At 60.7% G+C, this 19,498-nt stretch carries 19 protein-coding genes; 13 read left to right on the top strand and 6 right to left on the bottom strand.

Going from position 1 to position 19,498, the window contains the following annotated elements; all coding sequences use genetic code 11:
- Nucleotides 1–114 precede the first annotated feature (114 nt).
- The 7 genes from HAT86_RS13635 to HAT86_RS13605 all read left to right on the top strand — a co-directional run bounded on the left by HAT86_RS13635 (nucleotide 115) and on the right by HAT86_RS13605 (nucleotide 8,212).
- Nucleotides 115–3,012: a formate dehydrogenase subunit alpha gene (locus HAT86_RS13635; protein ID WP_167198863.1), complete on the top strand. Its 2,898-nt coding sequence runs from the start codon at nucleotides 115–117 to the stop codon at nucleotides 3,010–3,012.
- A 12-nt stretch (nucleotides 3,013–3,024) separates the two neighbouring features.
- Nucleotides 3,025–3,618, top strand: coding sequence for a formate dehydrogenase FDH3 subunit beta (fdh3B, locus tag HAT86_RS13630; protein ID WP_167198860.1), 594 nt, complete (start codon nucleotides 3,025–3,027; stop codon nucleotides 3,616–3,618).
- Nucleotides 3,619–3,736: 118 nt separating this feature from the next.
- The gene (locus tag HAT86_RS13625; protein ID WP_167198857.1) at nucleotides 3,737–4,963 is read left to right on the top strand and encodes a formate dehydrogenase subunit gamma; all 1,227 of its coding nucleotides are present in this window, start codon (nucleotides 3,737–3,739) and stop codon (nucleotides 4,961–4,963) included.
- Between the two features lie 3 nt (nucleotides 4,964–4,966).
- Nucleotides 4,967–6,283, top strand: coding sequence for a c-type cytochrome (locus HAT86_RS13620; RefSeq protein WP_167198854.1), 1,317 nt, complete (start codon nucleotides 4,967–4,969; stop codon nucleotides 6,281–6,283).
- A 1-nt stretch (nucleotide 6,284) separates the two neighbouring features.
- Nucleotides 6,285–6,422: a hypothetical protein gene (locus HAT86_RS13615; RefSeq protein WP_167198851.1), complete on the top strand. Its 138-nt coding sequence runs from the start codon at nucleotides 6,285–6,287 to the stop codon at nucleotides 6,420–6,422.
- On the top strand, nucleotides 6,419–7,783 hold the full coding sequence (locus tag HAT86_RS13610; RefSeq protein WP_167198847.1) for a sigma-54-dependent transcriptional regulator: 1,365 nt from the start codon (nucleotides 6,419–6,421) through the stop codon (nucleotides 7,781–7,783). The genes HAT86_RS13615 and HAT86_RS13610 overlap by 4 nt, the downstream gene beginning before the upstream one ends.
- A gap of 105 nt (nucleotides 7,784–7,888) precedes the next feature.
- On the top strand, nucleotides 7,889–8,212 hold the full coding sequence (locus tag HAT86_RS13605; RefSeq protein WP_167198844.1) for a cupin domain-containing protein: 324 nt from the start codon (nucleotides 7,889–7,891) through the stop codon (nucleotides 8,210–8,212).
- Here HAT86_RS13605 and HAT86_RS13600 read toward each other — a convergent pair whose 3' ends face one another.
- The 4 genes from HAT86_RS13600 to HAT86_RS13585 form a co-directional block, all read right to left on the bottom strand.
- Nucleotides 8,213–8,758, bottom strand: a complete 546-nt coding sequence (locus HAT86_RS13600) for a biotin transporter BioY (protein ID WP_167198841.1) — start codon at nucleotides 8,756–8,758, stop codon at nucleotides 8,213–8,215.
- Between the two features lie 30 nt (nucleotides 8,759–8,788).
- Nucleotides 8,789–9,403, bottom strand: a complete 615-nt coding sequence (locus HAT86_RS13595) for an energy-coupling factor transporter transmembrane component T family protein (RefSeq protein ID WP_167198838.1) — start codon at nucleotides 9,401–9,403, stop codon at nucleotides 8,789–8,791.
- Complete coding sequence (locus HAT86_RS13590) at nucleotides 9,384–10,280, bottom strand: energy-coupling factor ABC transporter ATP-binding protein (RefSeq protein ID WP_231125913.1); 897 nt, start codon at nucleotides 10,278–10,280, stop codon at nucleotides 9,384–9,386. Before HAT86_RS13590 ends, HAT86_RS13595 begins: the two co-directional genes overlap by 20 nt.
- A gap of 111 nt (nucleotides 10,281–10,391) precedes the next feature.
- Nucleotides 10,392–11,426 carry a sodium:calcium antiporter gene (locus HAT86_RS13585; RefSeq protein WP_331272551.1) on the bottom strand — a complete coding sequence of 345 codons (1,035 nt, stop codon included), beginning with the start codon at nucleotides 11,424–11,426 and terminating at the stop codon, nucleotides 10,392–10,394.
- A gap of 28 nt (nucleotides 11,427–11,454) precedes the next feature.
- Between HAT86_RS13585 and HAT86_RS17030 the strand changes: the two genes are divergently transcribed.
- Nucleotides 11,455–11,580, top strand: coding sequence for a hypothetical protein (locus HAT86_RS17030; RefSeq protein WP_269204323.1), 126 nt, complete (start codon nucleotides 11,455–11,457; stop codon nucleotides 11,578–11,580).
- Nucleotides 11,581–12,076: 496 nt separating this feature from the next.
- Nucleotides 12,077–12,574 (top strand): L,D-transpeptidase family protein, encoded by a 498-nt coding sequence (locus HAT86_RS13580; RefSeq protein ID WP_167198834.1) that lies wholly within the window; start codon nucleotides 12,077–12,079, stop codon nucleotides 12,572–12,574.
- On the opposite strand, the gene HAT86_RS13575 is transcribed toward HAT86_RS13580, so the two are convergent.
- Nucleotides 12,571–13,224 carry a YggS family pyridoxal phosphate-dependent enzyme gene (locus tag HAT86_RS13575; RefSeq protein ID WP_167198831.1) on the bottom strand — a complete coding sequence of 218 codons (654 nt, stop codon included), beginning with the start codon at nucleotides 13,222–13,224 and terminating at the stop codon, nucleotides 12,571–12,573. The genes HAT86_RS13580 and HAT86_RS13575 overlap by 4 nt on opposite strands.
- A gap of 161 nt (nucleotides 13,225–13,385) precedes the next feature.
- Between HAT86_RS13575 and HAT86_RS13570 the strand changes: the two genes are divergently transcribed.
- Nucleotides 13,386–13,868 carry a DUF3576 domain-containing protein gene (locus HAT86_RS13570; protein ID WP_167198828.1) on the top strand — a complete coding sequence of 161 codons (483 nt, stop codon included), beginning with the start codon at nucleotides 13,386–13,388 and terminating at the stop codon, nucleotides 13,866–13,868.
- Between the two features lie 29 nt (nucleotides 13,869–13,897).
- Here the strand turns inward: HAT86_RS13570 and HAT86_RS13565 are convergent, their stop codons facing one another.
- Nucleotides 13,898–15,142 (bottom strand): glycosyltransferase family 4 protein, encoded by a 1,245-nt coding sequence (locus HAT86_RS13565; RefSeq protein ID WP_167198825.1) that lies wholly within the window; start codon nucleotides 15,140–15,142, stop codon nucleotides 13,898–13,900.
- Between the two features lie 151 nt (nucleotides 15,143–15,293).
- Between HAT86_RS13565 and leuS the strand changes: the two genes are divergently transcribed.
- From leuS to holA, 3 genes are read left to right on the top strand one after another with little or no spacing between them, the layout of a single operon-like run.
- Nucleotides 15,294–17,870 carry a leucine--tRNA ligase gene (leuS, locus tag HAT86_RS13560; protein ID WP_167198822.1) on the top strand — a complete coding sequence of 859 codons (2,577 nt, stop codon included), beginning with the start codon at nucleotides 15,294–15,296 and terminating at the stop codon, nucleotides 17,868–17,870.
- Nucleotides 17,857–18,363, top strand: a complete 507-nt coding sequence (gene lptE, locus HAT86_RS13555; RefSeq protein WP_167198819.1) for an LPS assembly lipoprotein LptE — start codon at nucleotides 17,857–17,859, stop codon at nucleotides 18,361–18,363. The genes leuS and lptE overlap by 14 nt, the downstream gene beginning before the upstream one ends.
- Nucleotides 18,360–19,385: a DNA polymerase III subunit delta gene (gene holA / locus HAT86_RS13550; protein ID WP_167198816.1), complete on the top strand. Its 1,026-nt coding sequence runs from the start codon at nucleotides 18,360–18,362 to the stop codon at nucleotides 19,383–19,385. The genes lptE and holA overlap by 4 nt, the downstream gene beginning before the upstream one ends.
- The last annotated feature ends 113 nt before the right edge of the window (nucleotides 19,386–19,498 follow it).

Here is a 19,498-nt window from a genome sequence, read left to right as displayed (position 1 = left end):
ACCCGGACGCAGTTGCTCGCCCCGCTGACGACTGGTTGCGATAGGCCCGACCGTTCAGTGGATAACCTTAGTACCCAGCAAGCCCAGAGGGCGCAGCTCGGGAGGAGATGAAATATGCTTAGGAAAAAGACCAACGGGGTTGCGAGACGCCCCCAGCGGACAAGTATCCTGTCTGAAGTCGGCGGCAAATCCGTCGACCGTCGTGCGTTCCTGCGCGGCAGCGGTCTGGCCATTGGTGGCTTGGCTGCGATCGGTGCCACTGGCGGCACCGTGACCAAAGCCAACGCGGCCTCGGCGGCAAATGGCGCCGTCGAGACCATCAAATCGGTCTGTACACACTGCTCGGTCGGCTGCACGGTTGTGGCCGAGGTGCAAGACGGCGTCTGGACGGGTCAGGAACCCGGCTGGGATAGTCCGTTCAATCTGGGCGCGCATTGCGCCAAGGGCGCATCGGTGCGCGAACACGCGCATGGCGAACGCCGCCTCAAATACCCGATGAAGAAAGAGGGTGGCGAGTGGAAGCGCATCAGCTGGGAACAGGCGATCAACGAGATCGGCGACGGCATGATGAACATCCGCGAGGAAAGTGGCCCTGACAGTGTCTATTGGCTGGGCTCGGCCAAGCATAACAACGAACAGGCCTATCTGTTCCGCAAGTTCGCCGCCTATTGGGGCACGAACAACGTGGACCATCAGGCGCGCATCTGTCACTCGACGACAGTGGCGGGCGTTGCGAATACATGGGGCTACGGCGCCATGACCAATTCGTATAACGACATCCACAATTCCAAGGCAATTTTCATCATCGGCGGCAATCCGGCCGAGGCGCACCCCGTTTCGCTGCTGCACGTTTTGAAGGCCAAGGAACAGAACAACGCGCCGCTGATCGTGTGCGATCCTCGCTTTACCCGCACGGCGGCGCATGCCGACGAATTCGTCCGGTTCCGTCCGGGCAGCGATGTGGCGCTGGTTTGGGGCCTGTTGTGGCACATTTTCGAGAACGGCTGGGAGGACAAAGAGTTCATCCGCACCCGTGTCTGGGGAATGGACCAGATCCGGGACGAGGTCGCCAAGTGGACCCCCGAAGAGGTCGAGCGCGTCACCGGCGCGCCGGGCAGCCAACTGGAACGCGTTGCGCGGACCTTGGTCAACAACCGTCCCGGCACTGTGATCTGGTGCATGGGTGGCACGCAGCATACCAACGGCAACAACAACACCCGCGCGTATTGCATCCTGCAACTTGCCCTTGGCAATATGGGCACATCGGGTGGCGGCACCAACATCTTCCGCGGCCATGACAATGTGCAGGGCGCAACCGACCTTGGTGTTCTGTCGCACACGCTGCCGGGCTATTATGGCCTGTCGGCAGGCGCATGGGGCCACTGGGCGCGTGTCTGGGATGAAGATCCTGAATGGCTGGCCGGGAATTTCGCCAAGGTCACCGGTGCGGACGGCAAGGAAAAGTCGCTGCAAAACCTCAAGGGCATCCCGGTGTCGCGTTGGATCGACGGTATTCTTGAAGACAAAGAGAATATCGACCAGCCCAACAACGTCCGGGCCATGGTTCTGTGGGGCCACGCGCCCAACTCGCAGACCCGTATGACCGAGATGAAGACGGCGATGGAAAAACTCGACATGCTTGTCGTGGTTGACCCTTACCCGACGGTGTCGGCGGTGCTGCATGATCGCACCGACGGGGTTTATCTGCTTCCTGCGTGTACGCAGTTTGAAACTCGTGGCTCGGTCACGGCATCGAACCGGTCGTTGCAGTGGCGCGACAAGATCGTTGAGCCTTTGTTCGAGTCCAAGTCCGATCACGAGATCATCGGCCTGTTCGCGAAAAAGTTCGGCTTCCACGATCGGATGTTCCGTAACATCAAGCTGGAAGACGATGGCATCACGCCGGATGTCGAGGATACAACCCGCGAATTCAACCGCGGTATGTGGACGATCGGCTATACCGGCCAGTCGCCTGAACGCCTCAAGATGCACATGGCCAATCAGCACACGTTCGACAGAACCACGCTGCAAGCCGTGGGCGGTCCGGCGGATGGTGACTATTACGGTCTGCCATGGCCCAGTTGGGGCACACCCGAGATGAACCATCCCGGCACGCCGAACCTGTACGATCTGTCCAAACCCGTCAGCAAAGGCGGCCTGACCTTCCGTGCCCGTTTCGGTGTGGAACGCGACGGCGACAACCTGCTGGCCGAAGGCGTCTACAGCCAAGGCTCGGAAATTCAGGATGGTTACCCCGAGTTTACGATGCAGATGCTGATGGACTTGGGTTGGGACGGTGACCTGACCGACGAAGAACGCGCCGCCATTGATGCTGTCGCAGGCCCCAAGACCAACTGGAAAACCGACCTGTCGGGCGGTATCCAGCGGGTGGCGATCAAGCACGAATGCGCGCCGTTTGGCAACGCCAAGGCCCGTGCCGTGGTGTGGACATTCCCCGATCCGGTGCCCCTGCACCGCGAGCCGCTTTATACAAACCGGCGCGATCTGGTCGAGGATTATCCAACCTACGCAGACCGGCGCGACTATCGTCTGCCCACCCTCTATGCATCGATCCAGAAGCAGGACTTCTCGAAGGACTACCCGATCATTCTGACATCGGGGCGTCTGGTTGAATACGAGGGCGGCGGGGATGAGACCCGGTCGAACCCGTGGCTGGCCGAGCTGCAACAGGACATGTTCGTCGAAATCAACACGCGCGATGCCAATAACCTTGGCGTGCGGGACGGCGCACAGGTCTGGGTCGAAGGCCCCGAGGGCGGCAAGGTCAAGGTCATGGCCATGGTCACCGAACGGGTGGGCGAAGGCGTTGCCTTCATGCCGTTCCACTTCGGCGGCCACTATCAGGGTGAGGATCTTCGGAGCAAATATCCCGATGGTGCCGATCCCTATGTCTTGGGTGAATCGACAAATACCGCCCAAACATACGGCTATGACTCGGTCACGCAAATGCAAGAGACGAAGGCGACTCTCTGCAAAATCAGCGCAGCATAAGGAGAAACGGAAATGGCTAGAGCTAAATTCCTCTGTGACGCCGAACGCTGCATCGAATGCAACGCCTGCGTCACCGCATGTAAGAACGAGCACGAGGTGCCTTGGGGTATCAACCGGCGCCGGGTCGTCACCATCGAAGATGGTAAACCCGGTGAGCGGTCGATCTCGGTGGCCTGCATGCACTGTTCAGATGCCCCCTGTATGGCGGTCTGCCCAGTGGACTGCTTTTATCAGACCGAAGACGGGGTGGTTCTGCACTCCAAGGATCTGTGCATCGGGTGTGGTTATTGCTTCTACGCGTGCCCCTTCGGCGCGCCGCAATACCCGCAGGCTGGCAACTTCGGCAGCCGTGGCAAGATGGACAAATGTACCTTCTGCGCCGGTGGCCCCGAAGACAACAACAGTCAGGCCGAGTTCCAGAAATACGGGCGCAACCGGATCGCTGAGGGCAAGCTGCCCATCTGCGCCGAAATGTGCTCGACCAAGGCGCTTTTGGCGGGCGATGGCGACGTTGTGTCGGACATCTACCGCGAACGCGTCGTGGCCCGTGGCTTTGGCAGCGGGGCCTGGGGCTGGGGCACAGCGTACGAGCAAAAGGGCGGCTGACCCTTTCGGTGTCACGGGGCGCGGGAAATGCGCGCCCCACGCCCGTGATATGCGGGCGGGCGGCCTATGTGCCGCCCGCTCAGCATCTCAACCCATCTGATAAACTGGACAGATCGCCATGACCCGTCTTTTGACCACATTCTTTTTGTCTGTGTTGCTGGCCGCGCCACTTGCCGGGCCTGCCGCTGCACAAGACACCGCCGAGCCCGAGCAGATTGATCGCTCTGCAACCGGCGGCGCGCCCACGCTAGAGGACATCCTCGCGCGGCAACGCGGCGAAACCGTCGACAACAGTTATCGCCGCGACAATGCGGGTGACGGCGAAACCGCACCGGGGCTTGGCCCGTTGGGCGGCGTGTCGGATTCCGAAGTTTGGCGCGACCTGCGTTTCAACGATGCCAATGTCAAAGTCTCTGCCGGTGGCGATGTCGCCAAGGTTCTGGTGCAGGATCGTGGCATGGCATGGTTGCAATTCCGTCAGGGGCCATTGTCTACCTACGGCGGCTGGGGCCTGATCGGCGTTCTGGGCCTGCTGGTTCTGTTCTACCTGATCCGGGGACGGATCACGATTGACGGTGAAAAAACCGGCCGAACCGTCACCCGTTTTGAATTCATCGAACGCTTTGCCCATTGGCTGATGGCAGGCTCGTTCGTGGTTCTTGGCCTCACCGGGCTGGTCTCGCTTTTGGGTCGCACCCTGTTGATACCGCTGCTCGGGTTGGAAGGTTTCTCGACAATCGCCATCGGCTCAAAATGGGTGCACAACAACATTTCTTGGGCGTTCATGCTGGGTTTGATCATGGCCTTCGTGATGTGGGTGGCCCATAACATTCCCAACAAGACCGACCTGAAATGGTTGGCCGTGGGCGGTGGGATCTTCAAAAAGGGCGTGCACCCGCCCGCCAAGAAATTCAACGCCGGGCAGAAGTTGATTTTCTGGTCGGTGATCGTGCTGGGCGCGTCGATCTCGGTATCGGGTCTGTCGCTGCTGTTCCCGTTCGAACTGCCAATGTTCGCGAAAACCTTCGTGATCCTCAACGATACCGGCCTGCCACAAGCGTTCGGCTTTGGCGCACTGCCCACAGAGTTGGCCCCGCATGAGGAAATGCAGTTTTCCCAAGCATGGCACGCGATTGTCAGCTTTGTGCTGATGGCGATCATCCTTGCGCATATCTATATCGGCTCGGTCGGGATGGAAGGCGCGTTTGATGCTATGGGCTCGGGCGAGGTCGAAGAGCAATGGGCGCGCGAACACCACAGCCTTTGGCTGGAAGAGTTACAGGAAAAAGGTGAAGCGGCGACCAAAAGCGGCGAGAAAGGCAAGGCGGCGACCCCCGCCGAGTGACCTATGCAAAGGCTGCTTCAAAGCTTGTTGGTCTGTCTGATTGTTGCGGCCCCGATTGGGGCCGCGGCGCAGCAGTTCACCACGATGAAGGGTCATGGTGGGCCGGTGATGGGCTTGGACGTGAACCAATCGACTGGGCAGGTGGCGACAGCCAGCTTCGACAATTCCGTGGGCCTTTGGCAAAACCGCGCGGCGCGTTGGCTTGAAGGTCACGATGCAGCGGTGAACACGGTGCTGTTTCTTGGCCCTGACAGGGCAGCATCGGCAGGCGATGACTTTGCCGTGATCCTGTGGGATCTGGCCAGCGGTGCGGCGTCCCGTCTGACAGGTCACAAAGGCAAGGTGGTCGCCTTGGCACAATCGCCCGACGGCGCGGTTTTGGCTTCGGCCAGTTGGGATGGCAGTATCGGGCTGTGGTCGCTTGTCGCGCCTGACCGCGCGCCGCGCTTTTTGACCGGGCACGAGGCCGGGGTCAACGCCGTTGCCTTCAGCCACGACGGGACGCAGCTTTATTCCGCGTCAGCAGATGGCACGATCCGAGTTTGGGATATCGCGGATGGCAGCAGCCGCATCCTGACCAATCAGGGCTTTGGCGTGAACTGTATTCTTCTGGGGCCGGATGGGGCATGGCTGGCCTATGGCGCGGTTGATGGGGTGACCCGTGTGATCGACGCAGAAAACGGCGACCAATTGGCGGATTTCTCGCTTGAGCGACGGCCGATCTTGTCGATGGACCATCATCCGGCCACCCACCAACTGGCGGTCGGCGACGGGCATGGATATATCATGATCATCGACACCGCCCGCTGGCAGATTGCCCGTGATTTCCGGGCCATGCGCCGTGGCCCTGTCTGGGCGCTTGCGTTCTCAACGGACGGGCAGACCGTTCTGGCCGGTGGGCTTGAGGATGTCGCCTATTCTTGGCCGGTGTCGTTGCTGGATGAATTCGACCCCGCTGGCGGGGCAGAGCGCAGCTTTCTGCGCGACCCCGACGAAATGCCGAACGGGGAACGGCAATTCATGCGCAAATGTTCGATCTGCCACGCACTGACGCCGCCCCCCTCGCGCAAGGCAGGGCCGTCGTTGTATAATGTGTTCGGCCGCCAAGCCGGGACGCTGCCGGGCTACCGTTATTCCGAAACACTGGCCGGATCTGATATCATCTGGACCGATAAGACCATCGACGCTCTGTTCGACAGCGGGCCGGATCACTATATCCCGGGTTCCAAGATGCCTATGCAACGGATCACCGCGCCAAATGATCGGCAGGATCTGATCGCTTATTTGCGCCGTGCTACGGCGCCCAAACAGGAGAACTGACATGAAAGCAATGTATGCGGCCTTTTTCGTCACGGCGCTGATCGCGGTCGGGGCGTATTATGGTCTAAGCTCTTTGGGGTTTTCCAGCCAAGACCAGATGGCAAGCGACGCGGTGCGCTTGGGTGACGCGTCCGAATGATCGGCGCGCCCCCCGCGTCATCCTCACGCCGGGATGACTACGGTGAAACGCTGACTGCTGCGTCGATCCTTGTGGTCGATGATGAACCTGGTATGCGTAATTTCCTGATTAAAACCCTGACACCCCGTTGCAAGCGGGTGGAGCAGGCGCGCTCGGCTGCCGAGGCCAGTGATATACTGGACAGCACACATTTTGATCTGGTGATCCTTGATAATATCATGCCCGGCACAACTGGTCTGGATTGGCTGAAAGAACAGCGCCGCGTGGGGTTTTTCGCCGAAACCATCCTGATCACGGCTTATGCCGATCTGGATACGGTCATTCAGGCCTTGCGGGCGGGCGTCGCCGATTTCGTTGTGAAGCCGTTTCGCGCCAATCAAATTCTGAACGCCGTGGCCCGCACGCTTGACCGCAAATATCTGCGGCGCGAAAACTATCTTTTGAAACATGCGCTAAGCGAAAGCGGGGCCACCGCGCGCGGGCGTTTGATGGGCAAATCCCCGGCCATTGTCGAGGTGCGCGAGATGCTTGCCCGTGTGGCGCCTTTGCCGACCTCGGTTTTGTTCACCGGGGCCAGCGGCACCGGCAAGGAAATTGCCGCGCGCACCCTGCACGGCCTGTCGGACCGGGCTGAAAAACCCTTTGTGGCGGTGAATTGCGCCACCATATCACCCGATCACATCGCCGAAGAGCTGTTCGGCCTGATCGACGGCGGCGAACGGCGCAAGGATGGGCTGCTTTTGCACGCCGACGGTGGAACGCTGTTTCTGGATGAGATCGCGCAGTTGCCCGACCAAGTGCAGGCGACGTTGCTGCGTGTGCTGGAAGATCACCGCATTCGCCCCACGGGGGCCGAGCGCGAGATTCCGCTGAACCTGCGGTTCTTGTTCGCCACCAATGCCGATCTGGAAAAGGCTGTGGCCGAGGGCCGGTTTCGCGCCGACCTGTATCACCGGATCAACGTGCTGAATATCGCGATGCCCCCGCTCAAAGATCGCTCGGAGGATATCGTTGAACTGGCGGCCCTGTTCATGAGCGAATTTTCCCGCACTCTTGGCTTGCCGTCACTGGACCTCAACGAGGCTGTGCTTTTGAAACTCAGCCGTTACGACTGGCCCGGTAACGTGCGTGAATTGCGCAACCTGATCGAACGGTCGGTGATATTGGGTGCCTTCCCGGCGGAGTTTTCCGGCAGTGGCGAAGTCAGTGGTGCTGAGGCAATTGAAACGCTGGAACTGGTCGAGCAACGCCATATCATGAACGTGCTAGACGCCTGCGGTGGAAACCGGGCCGAGGCCGCCCGCCGCCTTGGCATCGCGCGCAAGACGGTTGACCGGAAATGCGCCGCTTGGGGGCTGTAAACTCGGCCTCTGTCGTCAGTGGCGAGTCCCCGGGGGTTATTGCTGGCAAGCAGAACAGCCGTGCCGTAGGCTGAGCACAGAAAAATTTCCATGAAGGAGCCTGTTATGGGTGATCGACCACAAGCGCAGCCGCAAACCCTGACCGATACCGAGGCGCATTGCATCACCCGGTTCGATTTTGCGCCGGGGGCTGAAACCGGATGGCATGTGCATGGGTTCGATTATGTGATCGTGGCCCTGACCGAATGCAACATGAAGTTGGAAATGCCTGATGGCACCGTGAACGAGGTGTCTTTGCCGCCGGGCCAGACTTATCACCGGCCAACGGGGGTTGAACACAACGTGATCAACGGCGGCGACGCGCCGATGGCCTTTGTCGAGGTCGAGTTCAAGCAGGGGCTTGATCTCGACCTTCTGGATCAGGGCTGATCAGCTGCGCGACAGCACGCTGGTCGGGCGGGCCTTGTAGAGTGATGCCGTCAGGGCCGCCGCCAGCCCGGCCTTGATCAGATCACCGGGGATAAAGGGGGCCATTGACAGGCTGGCCTGTGCAACGGTCATGTCCAGCATCGCCGTCATGCCAAGAATGCCGGGGATATAAAGCACCAGTATGCCGCCCAGAATTGCGGCGATTAGCGCTGCGGGAAAGACCGGCGTGCCGCGCATCTTTTCGGTGATCCAGCCAGTGACAAAGGCGGCGACCGGAAAGCCGATCAGAAAGCCGACGGTCGGACCGGCAAACACGCCCAAGCCCCCACGCCCGCCCGCCAGCAGCGGCAGCCCAAGGGCAACCAGCCCCAGAAACAACAACACGGCCAATGCACCGCGCCGCGCGCCCAGAACCGTGCCGCACAGCATGATGCCCATGCCCTGCGCCGTGATCGGGATGCCCGAGGCGAGTGTGAATTTTGGCACAAGCCCCAGCACCGCGATCAGTGCGGCGAACAGGGCGATAAGGGTGATGTGACGTTCCATTGGGTCGCGTTTCCTTTGAGGGATTGGTTGTCAGGTCTCTTCTGGCGGGACCATCCCGCCACGGGCGCGCAATGCCTCGGCCACATGCTCGGCGTCGTCAATGGCGATCAGGGTGATCGGCAGGGCAATCTGCCAGCCCACGCGCCGGGCACTGCGCGCGCGCCATGCCTCGATCAGTTTGTGGGCCTTGTCCATCAGGACCGGGATAAACCGCACCACCAGCACGATGGCAAAGCCCAAGGGCGCGGTGTTCAGGCCCAAGCTGCGCAGCGGGCTGAGCAGCCACATCACCACATCCGTCAGATCATCGAACCGGGTTGTCATGGTCACCAGATTGGCCAGCGCCACCGCCGCGATCAGCCGCAGGGCAATCACCAGCCCGGACATGGCTTGACCCATTACAATATGCCAGACAATCACCAGCGCCACGAAAAACCACACCGGCGTCAACAGGCGCAGCCCCTGCCGGAAAAATCGCCATCCCGGCACCAGATACAGCCCGGCCACCACCGCCAACCCGGCGGCCATGCCCGGCACGCTGCCCAGCCAGAACAGGGCCACGGTTGCGACGCAGAGCGCGGCCAGTTTCCCGCCTGCGCGCAGCCGGTGATAGGGCGTCGCGATATCAGAGGTCAGCGTCAGCATCATCCGCCTCCTGCATGGCGTTTAGATAATTGGCCAGCACCGTGTCAGCGGGGCCATCGCCCGCCACTGTGCCCCGATCCAGCCAAATCGCCCGATCATAGCGTGTCAGGGCGCCCGGGTCATGCGTGACATGAATCAGCGTTGCGTCCAGCCCGTCAAGGAACCGGCGCAGGGCCCGCGTGGTGGGAATGTCGAGGCCTGAAAACGGCTCGTCCAGCACGATCACCTTGGGCGCCATCGCCAGCACGGCCATCAGGCACACCAGATGCCGCTGCCCTTGTGACAGGCTGTCCACCGACCGGTCGTGCCATTCGGCGCGGCCAAACCGCGCCAGCATCGCCCGCGCGCCATCGCGGGCGGCGGGTTTGTCATGGCCCAATTGCCGCAGGCCAAAGGCCAGTTCTTCCTCGACGGTGGGAAAGATGATCTGGTGATCGGGGTTTTGAAACAGGATACCGACCGTGCGGATTGCTGTTTTGCGATCCTTGCAGACATCCACGCCGGCCACGCGCACCGTGCCCTCATCCGGGGCGACCAAGCCGGCGATCAGCCGCGACAGGGTGGTTTTGCCCGATCCGTTGCGCCCGATGATGCCGATCCGCCGCTCGGTCAGCGACAATGTGACATTGCGCAGCGCGGTTCTGGGGCCGAACCGGCAGGTGACGCTGTTGAGCTTGATATCTGGTCGGGGTCCGGCCTGTGCCGTCATCGCGTTGCGCCTTCGCGTTGCAGCCCGCGCGCGGGGGCCTGTCTGGCCCGGTGCAATACCCTGCCCGTGTAGAATTTGCCAGCCGCAACCCGAGGTCTGGCGGCCTTGCAAGGTGCGGTAACAGATTTTGTCAAAGACCGCCGCCAAATTCACAAACGCGCTGCGCATGAAAATCTGGTTAATGGCGCAGAACTGCGCCACCTATCCTTGCTGATCCTTTGCTGACGTGCACTATTGCCGTGCCCTTGGATGTGTCAGGCGCAGCCTTGGGTGCGGCTCTTATCTGGCGACGATCTGCATGGCCACTGCGCCAAGATAGATCAGCAGGATGCTCAGGCTCTCGGCGCCGATTCGTGCGGGTCCGTTCCGCTGACGCACAATCAGCCCGATCAGCAAAACGCCATTCATCACAAGCCCCACGGCGACCCAGAACAAATCATCTTTTGTGATCGCGTGGTAGATTGATCCTTGCCGGTATCCGGCGTCGGCCAGTGTGAGAAACAGCACGTCAAAGGTATTGCCGCCGATGATTCCGCCCACGGCCAGTTGCACCGCCCCGCGCCGCACGGCAGCCAGTACCGTGATCAACTCGGGCAGGGATGTGGCCACCGCTGTCATCAACGCGCCCACGAATGTGGCGGAAATCCCCAACCGCAGTGATAATTGCGCCCCGATTTTCGAGAGCACCCAGCCCGAAATTCCCAGCACAATCGTCAACAGCAGAAAGCGGATCAGCAAAGACGCCAAAGCGGGGGAAATATCCTGTTCGGCTTCGGGCCGGTCTTCGCGCGTGGCCCCGGTGTGCTCGGGATGCCACATCGGCGTATCGCGGACCTGTCCGCTGATCCGTAGGCCAATTACGTAAATCACCGGCAGCGCGAATGATGCGGGATGCAACCCCAGCACTGAAACCTCCGGTCCGGCATAGGCGGCCAAGGGTATGCCCAGCATCAACGTCAGAAGGCTGGCTTGAAACAGGTTCGCCAAATCCGCGGCAGCATGCTCAAGATTGGCTTTGCGGTATACCATATCCGCCAGTGCCAGAAATGCTGTCTGCGCAGCGATCCCGCCCACCGCGTTGGAAAATGCCAATGACACCTCTCCATCCAGTGCCGCAGTGAAGGATACCACCGTGCCCGCCAGCGAGGTGGCCATGCCCAGCAAGACTGCCCCGGCAATCGCTTCGCCAACGCCGGTTTTGTCGGCCAGATGGTCGGCCTTTTCGGTCAGGCGCACCCCGACGACGGCGATCACGGCAGCCATCATGATAAAACCCGCGACAAGCATGGGCAGGGTCAGTGTATCGAACCACACGGCTTAGTTTTGACTGTCGTCGGCGCAGATGGCAAATGCAAACACCGGGGAGCGTCTGGGCGACGGCAATGCATATGTTGTGCGCTTGGTCGCGCTGGGCAACGGGCGTTTGTTCGAAATGGGCGGGCAGGTGCCGGCCCTGTGCAATAAATGATGCCGCGCGGAGCTGAGAGCCGTTCAGGGCAACACGATGACAAGGATCCGGCTCGCGAAGGTTTCTTCGGGAGCTGAATGCGACGAGTGTCGGCTTTGCCGATAGAGCGCGCGCTCCATCAATTGTGACGAGCCGAGACAGCGACGGGCCGCGGCGTGGCGAACCAACGTCGGTTCGGCAAGGCTTTATCCAACTTACTGGCGCGCGATGAATAAGCTATGTACCAAGGCCAACCCAATCGCCGGGCCGTGGGTGCGGCCCGCCGATGGCGCGGCAGCCTTCGGCCTTGATCCCGCGCCTTGGGTTTCTGCCGAATGGTTGTCATCAATGAACTCAGGATTGGCCAACATGGGCTCGAAGCGGTCATTGCGCTCTGAACCCACTGGGTGTTCTCATGTGCATCATTTACTGCAAGCGGCTGGGGCGCTGATTGACGTTTGTGTCAAACTGCGGCTTTCGTGCGGGCCTGTTTTCAGGCATCACATAGGGGATGATGATGACGCCAGATGATCTTGTTCTGACCCCGCTTGGCCTGCGGTTTCAGGGCCGCCGCTATCCCTGTGCCATTGGGCGCGGGGGGCTAAGTTCTTGTAAACGCGAGGGAGATGGGGCCACACCGAGCGGCACGCATCGCATCGTCGGGATGCTGTACCGGCCTGATCGCATGGCGCGTCCCGCCGATTGGGCCGTGCCCATCGGCCCCAGTGACATTTGGTCAGACGATCCCGACCATGAAGACTACAACCTTATGATTCGAAAGCCTTATTCATATTCGCACGAGGTGCTGCGCCGGGCTGATCCGCTGTATGATCTGATCCTGATCACCGACTGGAACTGGCCCTATGCGCACCCCGGAAAAGGGTCTTGCATATTCTTGCATCAATGGCGCCGTCCGCATTATCCGACCGAAGGGTGCATTGCCTTTCGCCGCGACCACCTTATTGAAATCGCACAGAACATCAGGTTACAGTCTCGGCTGATTGTGCGACCTTAGGCGTAATCGCGCGCGCCGAAAATGGCGCTGCCGACGCGAATATGAGTGGCCCCAAGCGCAATCGCCTTTTCAAAATCGTCACTCATGCCCATCGAAAGCCCGTCCAAGCCGTTGCGTTCGGCGATCTTGGCCAGAAGGGCAAAGTGCAAACTGGCCTCTTCATCCACCGGCGGGATACACATCAGCCCCTTGATGGGGAGGTCCAAGGCCTTGCAATCTTTGACGAAATCATCAGAATCGCCGGGCAGGATGCCGGCTTTTTGGTCTTCCTCGCCGGTGTTGACCTGAACGAACAAGTCCGGGCAATGCCCTTCTTCCTGCGCCAGCCGGGCCAGTGTCTTGGCCAGTTTGGGCCGATCCAGTGAATGAATGGATTGGAACAACTCAAACGCCTGCCGCGCCTTGTTGGTCTGCAACGGGCCGATCAGGTGCAGGTCAATCTCTTGAAAACGCTCACGAAAATCGGGCCATTTGCCAGCCGCTTCTTGCACGCGGTTTTCCCCGAAACAGCGATGACCCTGCTCCAGTACCGCCGCCACCCGCTCATTCGGTTGCTTTTTCGATACGGCAATCAGGGTTACACTGTTCGGCGCGCGCCCTGCATCCTCTGCGGCTTTGTGCATCCGCGCCTTGATGTCGTTCAGCCCCATGGCAAGCCCCTCAGACCCGTGTCAACTTCGTCACTTATGTGCCACAGCCGATGGCAAAGGCACAATGGCCGCCAGACATCATCCGGTCAATTTCAGTAAACTCCTTGCCCCGATCCGTCAGCTTGGATAGTAGGGAAAGAGAAACAATGCCGGATCGCGTAATGACCATGTACAGCATCAGAAATGCCGCACTGACCACGGTTTGCCTTGCTTTGCTTGCCTCTTGCGGGGGATTTCGCGACGCCAAGCTTGATCCGGAAGCCTATCGTATCGAAGCCGGGCCCGATTCACGCGGCAACTACGTGAGCGGGTCGTCAATGCTTGATGCGTTCAAGGGTGGCGATGCAGAGGTTAAGGTAAACCGCTTTTTGTGGACCGCATCGCTTGATGTTCTGGACTTTTTGCCGGTGCAAACCGCCGATCCGTTTACCGGTGTGATTTCAACGGGCTATGGCACGCCGCCGGGCGGTGGTCGGGCCTATCGGGCAACGATCCTGATCAGCGATCCCGCGCTGGATGCCCGGTCATTGAACGTGGCGCTGCAAACCCGCAGCGGTCCTGTTGCCGGTGGCACACAGCGCGCCGTCGAAGACTCCATTCTAGCGCGTGCGCGTCAGTTGCGCATCCAAGCCGAGAAATTCTGAGCCAGATGTAACCTAGCGTCCCGAGCCGATCACATCTTGGTGGCCATCACATCATCGACCCATTTCAATTGCTGCGGCAAGCATATGCGGCGCAGGTCGTACCTGTCTTGCACCAAGGCGCGCGCGGCCTTGCCCAAACGGGCGCGCGCCGCGCTGTCGTTCAATAGCGCGCAAACCTGATCCACCAGAGCATCGCCGTCAAAGAAATCAACAAGCCGCCCGGTCCCATCCTCGGTGATCACCTCGCGCACGGGGGCTGTATCGCTGGCCACAATCGCTGCGCCACAACTCATGGCTTCTAGCAAACTCCAGCTTAATACAAAGGGATAGGTCAGGTAGACATGCACCCGGCTGACCTGCAACAGCGTGGTGAACGTGTCATACGGGACGCGACCCAGAAAATGCACCCGCGCCCAGTCCTCATCCGATATCTGCGTGCGCACCTCGTCGATGAATATCTGTTTCCATGTCTGCCCCTTGGGGGGCCGCGCGCCGTAACTCACTTCGTCACCGCCAACGATCACAACGCGCGCCTTTGGTCGGTTGCGCAGCAGCCGGGGCAGGGCGCGCATGAACACGTGATACCCCCGATAGGGTTCCAGATTGCGGTTCACAAAGGTGATCACCTCGTCATTGCGCGATACATCCAACGTCTCTTTGATCGTCAGGCGCGCGTTCGGGTCGGGCTTGGACTGGGTGGTGTCGATCCCGTCATGGATGACGGTGATACGGTCGCGGAACTCGGGCGGGAAGGTGTCTGCCTGAAACCGGGTCGGGCTGATGCCGGCATCCGCCATCGGAAAATGCAGATGATTGTTGATGTTTTTCATGCGGATGCGCAGGCGCGACAGATCGGCATCGCCTTTGTCGAACTCAGGATCAAAGCGCAAGTGTGGGTAGTCCGCGCTGTGATACAGCTCGCAATACAGGCCGATCCGCGCCTTGGGCCAGACATCGCGCAGAAACATTGATTCCCCCCACCCCGGATGGGCCAGAATCAGATCGGGCACAAACCCCGCCTGTTTCAGCTTGCGGGCCGCGTGAAAGCAGGCTTCGGCGCGGGTCACTTTGGTGTCAAGATCCAACAGCCACGGGTGGATGTCTTGCGCTTGGCGTTTCGGGAGCGCGTAGGGCAGCACGCGCACCCCGTTCCAATCGGTCTGCTTTTTCACCCGTAACGTCAGCGCGACACAGTGATGCCCCTGTGCGGCCAGAAGCGGTGCAAGGTGCTTGTATTGCCCGGGAAAGTTTTGATGAATGAACAGGATTTTCATGAAACGCACCGCCCGACACTGTTTTTTCCGGTTATAGGCAGGCAATCTGCACCTGCAAACCCTTGCTTTTTGCGCCTTGCCACTGGACCCCGCAGTGTGTGGAGCCTATCACGCAGGGCAACAGGAATGACCGAAAAAGGGTGTGCCGCACATGTCGCGCTATTCTGCCGCCGAAATCGAAGAGAAATGGCAACAGGCTTGGGACAAGGCCGGACTTTTCCGCGCCAAGCGGGCCGAAGACAAGCCCAAGTACTATGTGCTTGAGATGTTTCCCTACCCTTCAGGACGCATCCACATGGGTCATGTGCGCAACTACACCATGGGCGACGTGATCGCGCGCTACAAGCTGGCAACTGGCCATAACGTGTTGCACCCCATGGGCTGGGACGCCTTTGGCATGCCCGCCGAAAATGCCGCCATGGCCAGCGGTGGACATCCCAAGGATTGGACCTACGGCAATATCGACGACATGCGCGCCCAGATGAAGCCGCTAGGCCTGTCGATTGATTGGAGCCGCGAGTTCGCCACCTGCGACCCCGAATATTACGGCCAGCAACAGGCGCTGTTTCTGGACATGCTGGAACAGGGCTTGGTGTATCGCAAGAACGCCGTGGTCAACTGGGATCCGGTGGATATGACCGTTCTGGCCAACGAACAGGTTGAAAACGGGCGCGGCTGGCGATCAGGCGCTTTGGTGGAACGGCGCGAGTTGACGCAGTGGTTTTTCCGAATCTCCGACTTTGCCGAGGAATTGCTTGAGGCGCTGGATGGTCTGGATGACTGGCCAGCCAAGGTCAAGCTGATGCAGGCCAATTGGATCGGACGGTCGCGGGGTTTGCAATTTGCCTTCTCACTGATTGACGGCCCCGAGGGCCACGACCGGATCGAGGTCTATACCACCCGGCCCGATACCCTGATGGGGGCCAGCTTTGTTGGGATTTCGCCAGACCACCCACTGGCCCGGCAGTTGGAGAAAGACAACGCCGATCTGGCCGCGTTCAACGCCGAGTGCCGCCGCATGGGCACATCCGAGGAAGAGCTTGAGAAGGCCGAGAAAAAGGGCTTTGACACCGGCCTGCGCGTGCGCCACCCGTTTGACACCTCGTGGGAGTTGCCGGTTTACGTGGCCAACTTCATCCTGATGGATTACGGCACCGGCGCGATTTTCGGCTGCCCGGCGCATGATCAGCGCGATTTGGATTTCGCGCGGAAGTATGACCTGCCCGTTACCTCAACCTATGCGCCGCAAACCCCCGATGAGGCCTTCACCCTGCCCGAGGACGGCGGCGCGGCCTTTGTGCCGCCAAAAACCGAAAAGGTGCATTACGTCAAAGGGTTCGCCGGCGACGAAGTGCAGAGCGGGGAACAGGCAATAGACGCTGCCATCGCCTTTTGTGAAAACAACGGTGTTGGCCAAGGCGTGACAAAGTTCCGCCTGCGCGATTGGGGCCTGTCGCGGCAACGCTACTGGGGCTGCCCGATCCCGGTGGTGCATTGCGACACCTGCGGCGTGGTGCCCGAAAAGAAAGAAAACCTGCCTATCGAATTGCCCTATGACGAAGACGGCACGCCGATTGATTTCTCGGTGCCCGGCAACCCGCTGGATCGCCACCCCACATGGCGCGATTGCGCCTGCCCGTCTTGCGGCGCAGCGGCGCGGCGGGAAACCGATACGATGGACACATTCGTGGACAGCTCGTGGTATTTCGCCCGCTTCACCGCGCCGCGTTCTGCGACACCCACCGATATGGCCGAGGCCGAATATTGGATGAACGTGGACCAGTATATCGGCGGGATCGAACACGCGATCCTGCACTTGCTGTATTCACGGTTCTTCGCCCGCGCCATGCACGCAACCGGCCACCTGCCGCAAAAGGCGATCGAGCCGTTCAATGCGCTGTTCACCCAAGGCATGGTCACGCATGAGATTTACCAGACGCGCGATGAAAATGACCGCCCGGTCTATCACCTGCCCGAAGACGTGGAAGACGCGAAGCTGAAGGCGACAGGCGCGCCGGTTGAAATCATCCCCTCTGCCAAAATGTCGAAATCCAAGAAAAACGTCGTCGATCCGGTCAGCATCATCGGGGCCTATGGCGCCGATACCGCGCGCTGGTTTGTGCTGTCCGACAGCCCGCCGGAACGTGATGTGGAGTGGACGGCGGCAGGTGCCGAAGCCGCGCACAAGCACCTGTCGCGCGTGCATCGCGTGGTGTCCGAAATCGCCGCCAGCGACACCCCCGCCAATGATCAGGACGACGCATTGCTGCGCGAGATGCACAAGGCCATTCACGATGTGACCGGCGGTGTGGAATCCTTTGGCTTCAACGCGGCGATTGCCCGTCTGTATGCCTTTGCCAACACCTTGGCCAAATCAAAGGCCGGAACGCAGGCCCGCAAACAGGCGGCCCGCGCCCTTGTGCAACTGATGTCACCGATGACCCCGCATTTGTCCGAAGACCTGTGGCAAACACTGGGCGGCGAGGGTTTGGCCGCTGCCGCCGCGTGGCCGCAGCCGGATGAGGCGATTCTGGTGGACGAAACCGTTACCTTGCCGATCCAGATCAACGGCAAGCGTCGGGCCGAAATCAGCGTGCCCAAGGATATGGACAAGTCCGAGGTTGAAAAACTGGCCCTTGCGCACGATGCTGTGACCAAGGCACTGGATGGGGCCCAGCCGAAAAAAATCATCGTTGTCCCGGGACGGATCGTGAATGTCGTCATCTGATCGCCGTAGCTTTCTGAAAGGTGCCGCTGCTGCAGCTACTGTTGCGGGCTTGGCCGGATGTGGGTTCAGCCCCGCATACGCACCGGGCGGCGCGGCATCGCGGTTGCGTAACGCGGTATCGGTTGTCGAGCCGGAGGGCCGGGCCGGGTATCTTATGACCCGCGAGTTGGAAGACAGGTTGGGCCGCGCATCCGATCCGCGCTATGCTTTGATTTACGCGGTTGAACTTACGCAGTTGCCGGTTGCGATCACCAACAGCAACATCGCGACGCGCTTTAATCTGACGGGTGAAGCAACCTACGCCCTGAGCAACCGCTCGACAGGCGCGGTGCTGTTGTCGGGCACAGTGGACAATTTCAACAGCTTTTCGGCCTTCGGCTCTACCGTGGCGCGACAGGCGGCCGAGCGCGCGGCCGAGGAACGGCTTGTGACGATTCTGGCCGATCAGATGGTCGCACGTCTGATTGCTGGCGCGGCGGATCTTCCGGCATGAAACTGTCGGGGCGCGACGCTCCGGGATATTTTGCGCGGCCCGATCCGCGCCGCACGGGGCTGTTGATCTATGGGGCCGATGCGATGCGCGTTGCGCTGCGCCGTCAAGAGGTGATCGCCGCGCTGATCGGCCCTCAGGGCGAAGAGGAGATGCGCCTTGCCCGGATGTCCGGGTCCGAGTTGCGCAAAGAGCCCGCGATGTTGCTGGACGCGATCAAGGCGCAGGGCTTTTTCCCCGGCCCCCGCGTTGTGTTCGTCGAGGATGCGACCGAGGCGCTTGCGCCGGTCGTGACCGCCGCGCTGTCCGAGTGGCGCGATGGCGATGCGCAGGTGATCGTGACCGCCGGGCAGCTTAAGCCCGCGTCGAAGCTGCGCAAATTGTTCGAGGGTCATAACAACGCCTACGCCGTCGGGATTTACGATGAACCGCCCGGTCGGGCTGAGATCGAGGCTACACTGGCCAAGGCTGGGCTGCGCGACATCAAACCGGATGCGATGCGCGATCTGACGGGGCTGGCGCAAGAGCTGGACCCCGGTGATTTTCGCCAGACGATGGAGAAGCTGGCGCTTTATAAACACGGCGACGATGCCCCCCTGTCACCGGATGACATCGCCGCCTGCGCCCCAACCTCGGTCGAGGCGGCGGTAGATGACATATTGCATATCGTGGCCGAGGCGCGCTCGGGCGAGATTGGCCCGGTGATGAAACGGCTGCGCGCGCAGGGGGTGCAGCCGGTCTCGTTGTGTATCAATGCCACACGACATTTCCGCACGCTTTATGCTGTGGCGTCCGATCCCGGCGGGCCGGCGCAAGGCATTGGCCGGGTGCGCCCGCCAGTGTTTGGCCCGCGTCGCGACAGGGTGTTGCGGCAGGCCCAGAAATGGAACGTGACGCGGCTGGAACAGGCCCTGACCCTGTTGACGGACACGGATTTGCAGCTGCGCTCGGCCGGGCAACATGCGCCTGCCATGGCGCTTGTCGAACGCGCGCTGATCCGTCTGGCGATGCTGGCCGCGCGGTAGGGGGTGCACTGGGGTGGACCGTATTACACCGAACAGCCTTAGAGCGTGTCGCGTTTAATCGGTTTTGTATCCTGCTGCCTTGAAGAAGTTGTAGCATTCCTCGTCGGTGAAGA

Origin of the sequence: Roseovarius gahaiensis (assembly GCF_011601345.1) — a bacterium.
Classification (GTDB): Bacteria; Pseudomonadota; Alphaproteobacteria; order Rhodobacterales; family Rhodobacteraceae; genus Roseovarius; species Roseovarius gahaiensis.
Note: the sequence above shows the minus strand (reverse complement) of the source record. Positions and strands in the feature narration are given on the sequence as shown.

Coding starts and splice junctions, on each gene's coding strand:
- HAT86_RS13635 (WP_167198863.1), top strand. CDS start 115: ATGCTTAGGAAAAAGACCAACGGGGTTGCGAGACGCCCCCAGCGGACA.
- fdh3B (WP_167198860.1), top strand. CDS start 3,025: ATGGCTAGAGCTAAATTCCTCTGTGACGCCGAACGCTGCATCGAATGC.
- HAT86_RS13625 (WP_167198857.1), top strand. CDS start 3,737: ATGACCCGTCTTTTGACCACATTCTTTTTGTCTGTGTTGCTGGCCGCG.
- HAT86_RS13620 (WP_167198854.1), top strand. CDS start 4,967: ATGCAAAGGCTGCTTCAAAGCTTGTTGGTCTGTCTGATTGTTGCGGCC.
- HAT86_RS13615 (WP_167198851.1), top strand. CDS start 6,285: ATGAAAGCAATGTATGCGGCCTTTTTCGTCACGGCGCTGATCGCGGTC.
- HAT86_RS13610 (WP_167198847.1), top strand. CDS start 6,419: ATGATCGGCGCGCCCCCCGCGTCATCCTCACGCCGGGATGACTACGGT.
- HAT86_RS13605 (WP_167198844.1), top strand. CDS start 7,889: ATGGGTGATCGACCACAAGCGCAGCCGCAAACCCTGACCGATACCGAG.
- HAT86_RS13600 (WP_167198841.1), bottom strand. CDS start 8,758: ATGGAACGTCACATCACCCTTATCGCCCTGTTCGCCGCACTGATCGCG.
- HAT86_RS13595 (WP_167198838.1), bottom strand. CDS start 9,403: ATGCTGACGCTGACCTCTGATATCGCGACGCCCTATCACCGGCTGCGC.
- HAT86_RS13590 (WP_231125913.1), bottom strand. CDS start 10,280: ATGCGCAGCGCGTTTGTGAATTTGGCGGCGGTCTTTGACAAAATCTGT.
- HAT86_RS17030 (WP_269204323.1), top strand. CDS start 11,455: ATGGCAAATGCAAACACCGGGGAGCGTCTGGGCGACGGCAATGCATAT.
- HAT86_RS13580 (WP_167198834.1), top strand. CDS start 12,077: ATGACGCCAGATGATCTTGTTCTGACCCCGCTTGGCCTGCGGTTTCAG.
- HAT86_RS13575 (WP_167198831.1), bottom strand. CDS start 13,224: ATGGGGCTGAACGACATCAAGGCGCGGATGCACAAAGCCGCAGAGGAT.
- HAT86_RS13570 (WP_167198828.1), top strand. CDS start 13,386: ATGACCATGTACAGCATCAGAAATGCCGCACTGACCACGGTTTGCCTT.
- HAT86_RS13565 (WP_167198825.1), bottom strand. CDS start 15,142: ATGAAAATCCTGTTCATTCATCAAAACTTTCCCGGGCAATACAAGCAC.
- leuS (WP_167198822.1), top strand. CDS start 15,294: ATGTCGCGCTATTCTGCCGCCGAAATCGAAGAGAAATGGCAACAGGCT.
- lptE (WP_167198819.1), top strand. CDS start 17,857: ATGTCGTCATCTGATCGCCGTAGCTTTCTGAAAGGTGCCGCTGCTGCA.
- holA (WP_167198816.1), top strand. CDS start 18,360: ATGAAACTGTCGGGGCGCGACGCTCCGGGATATTTTGCGCGGCCCGAT.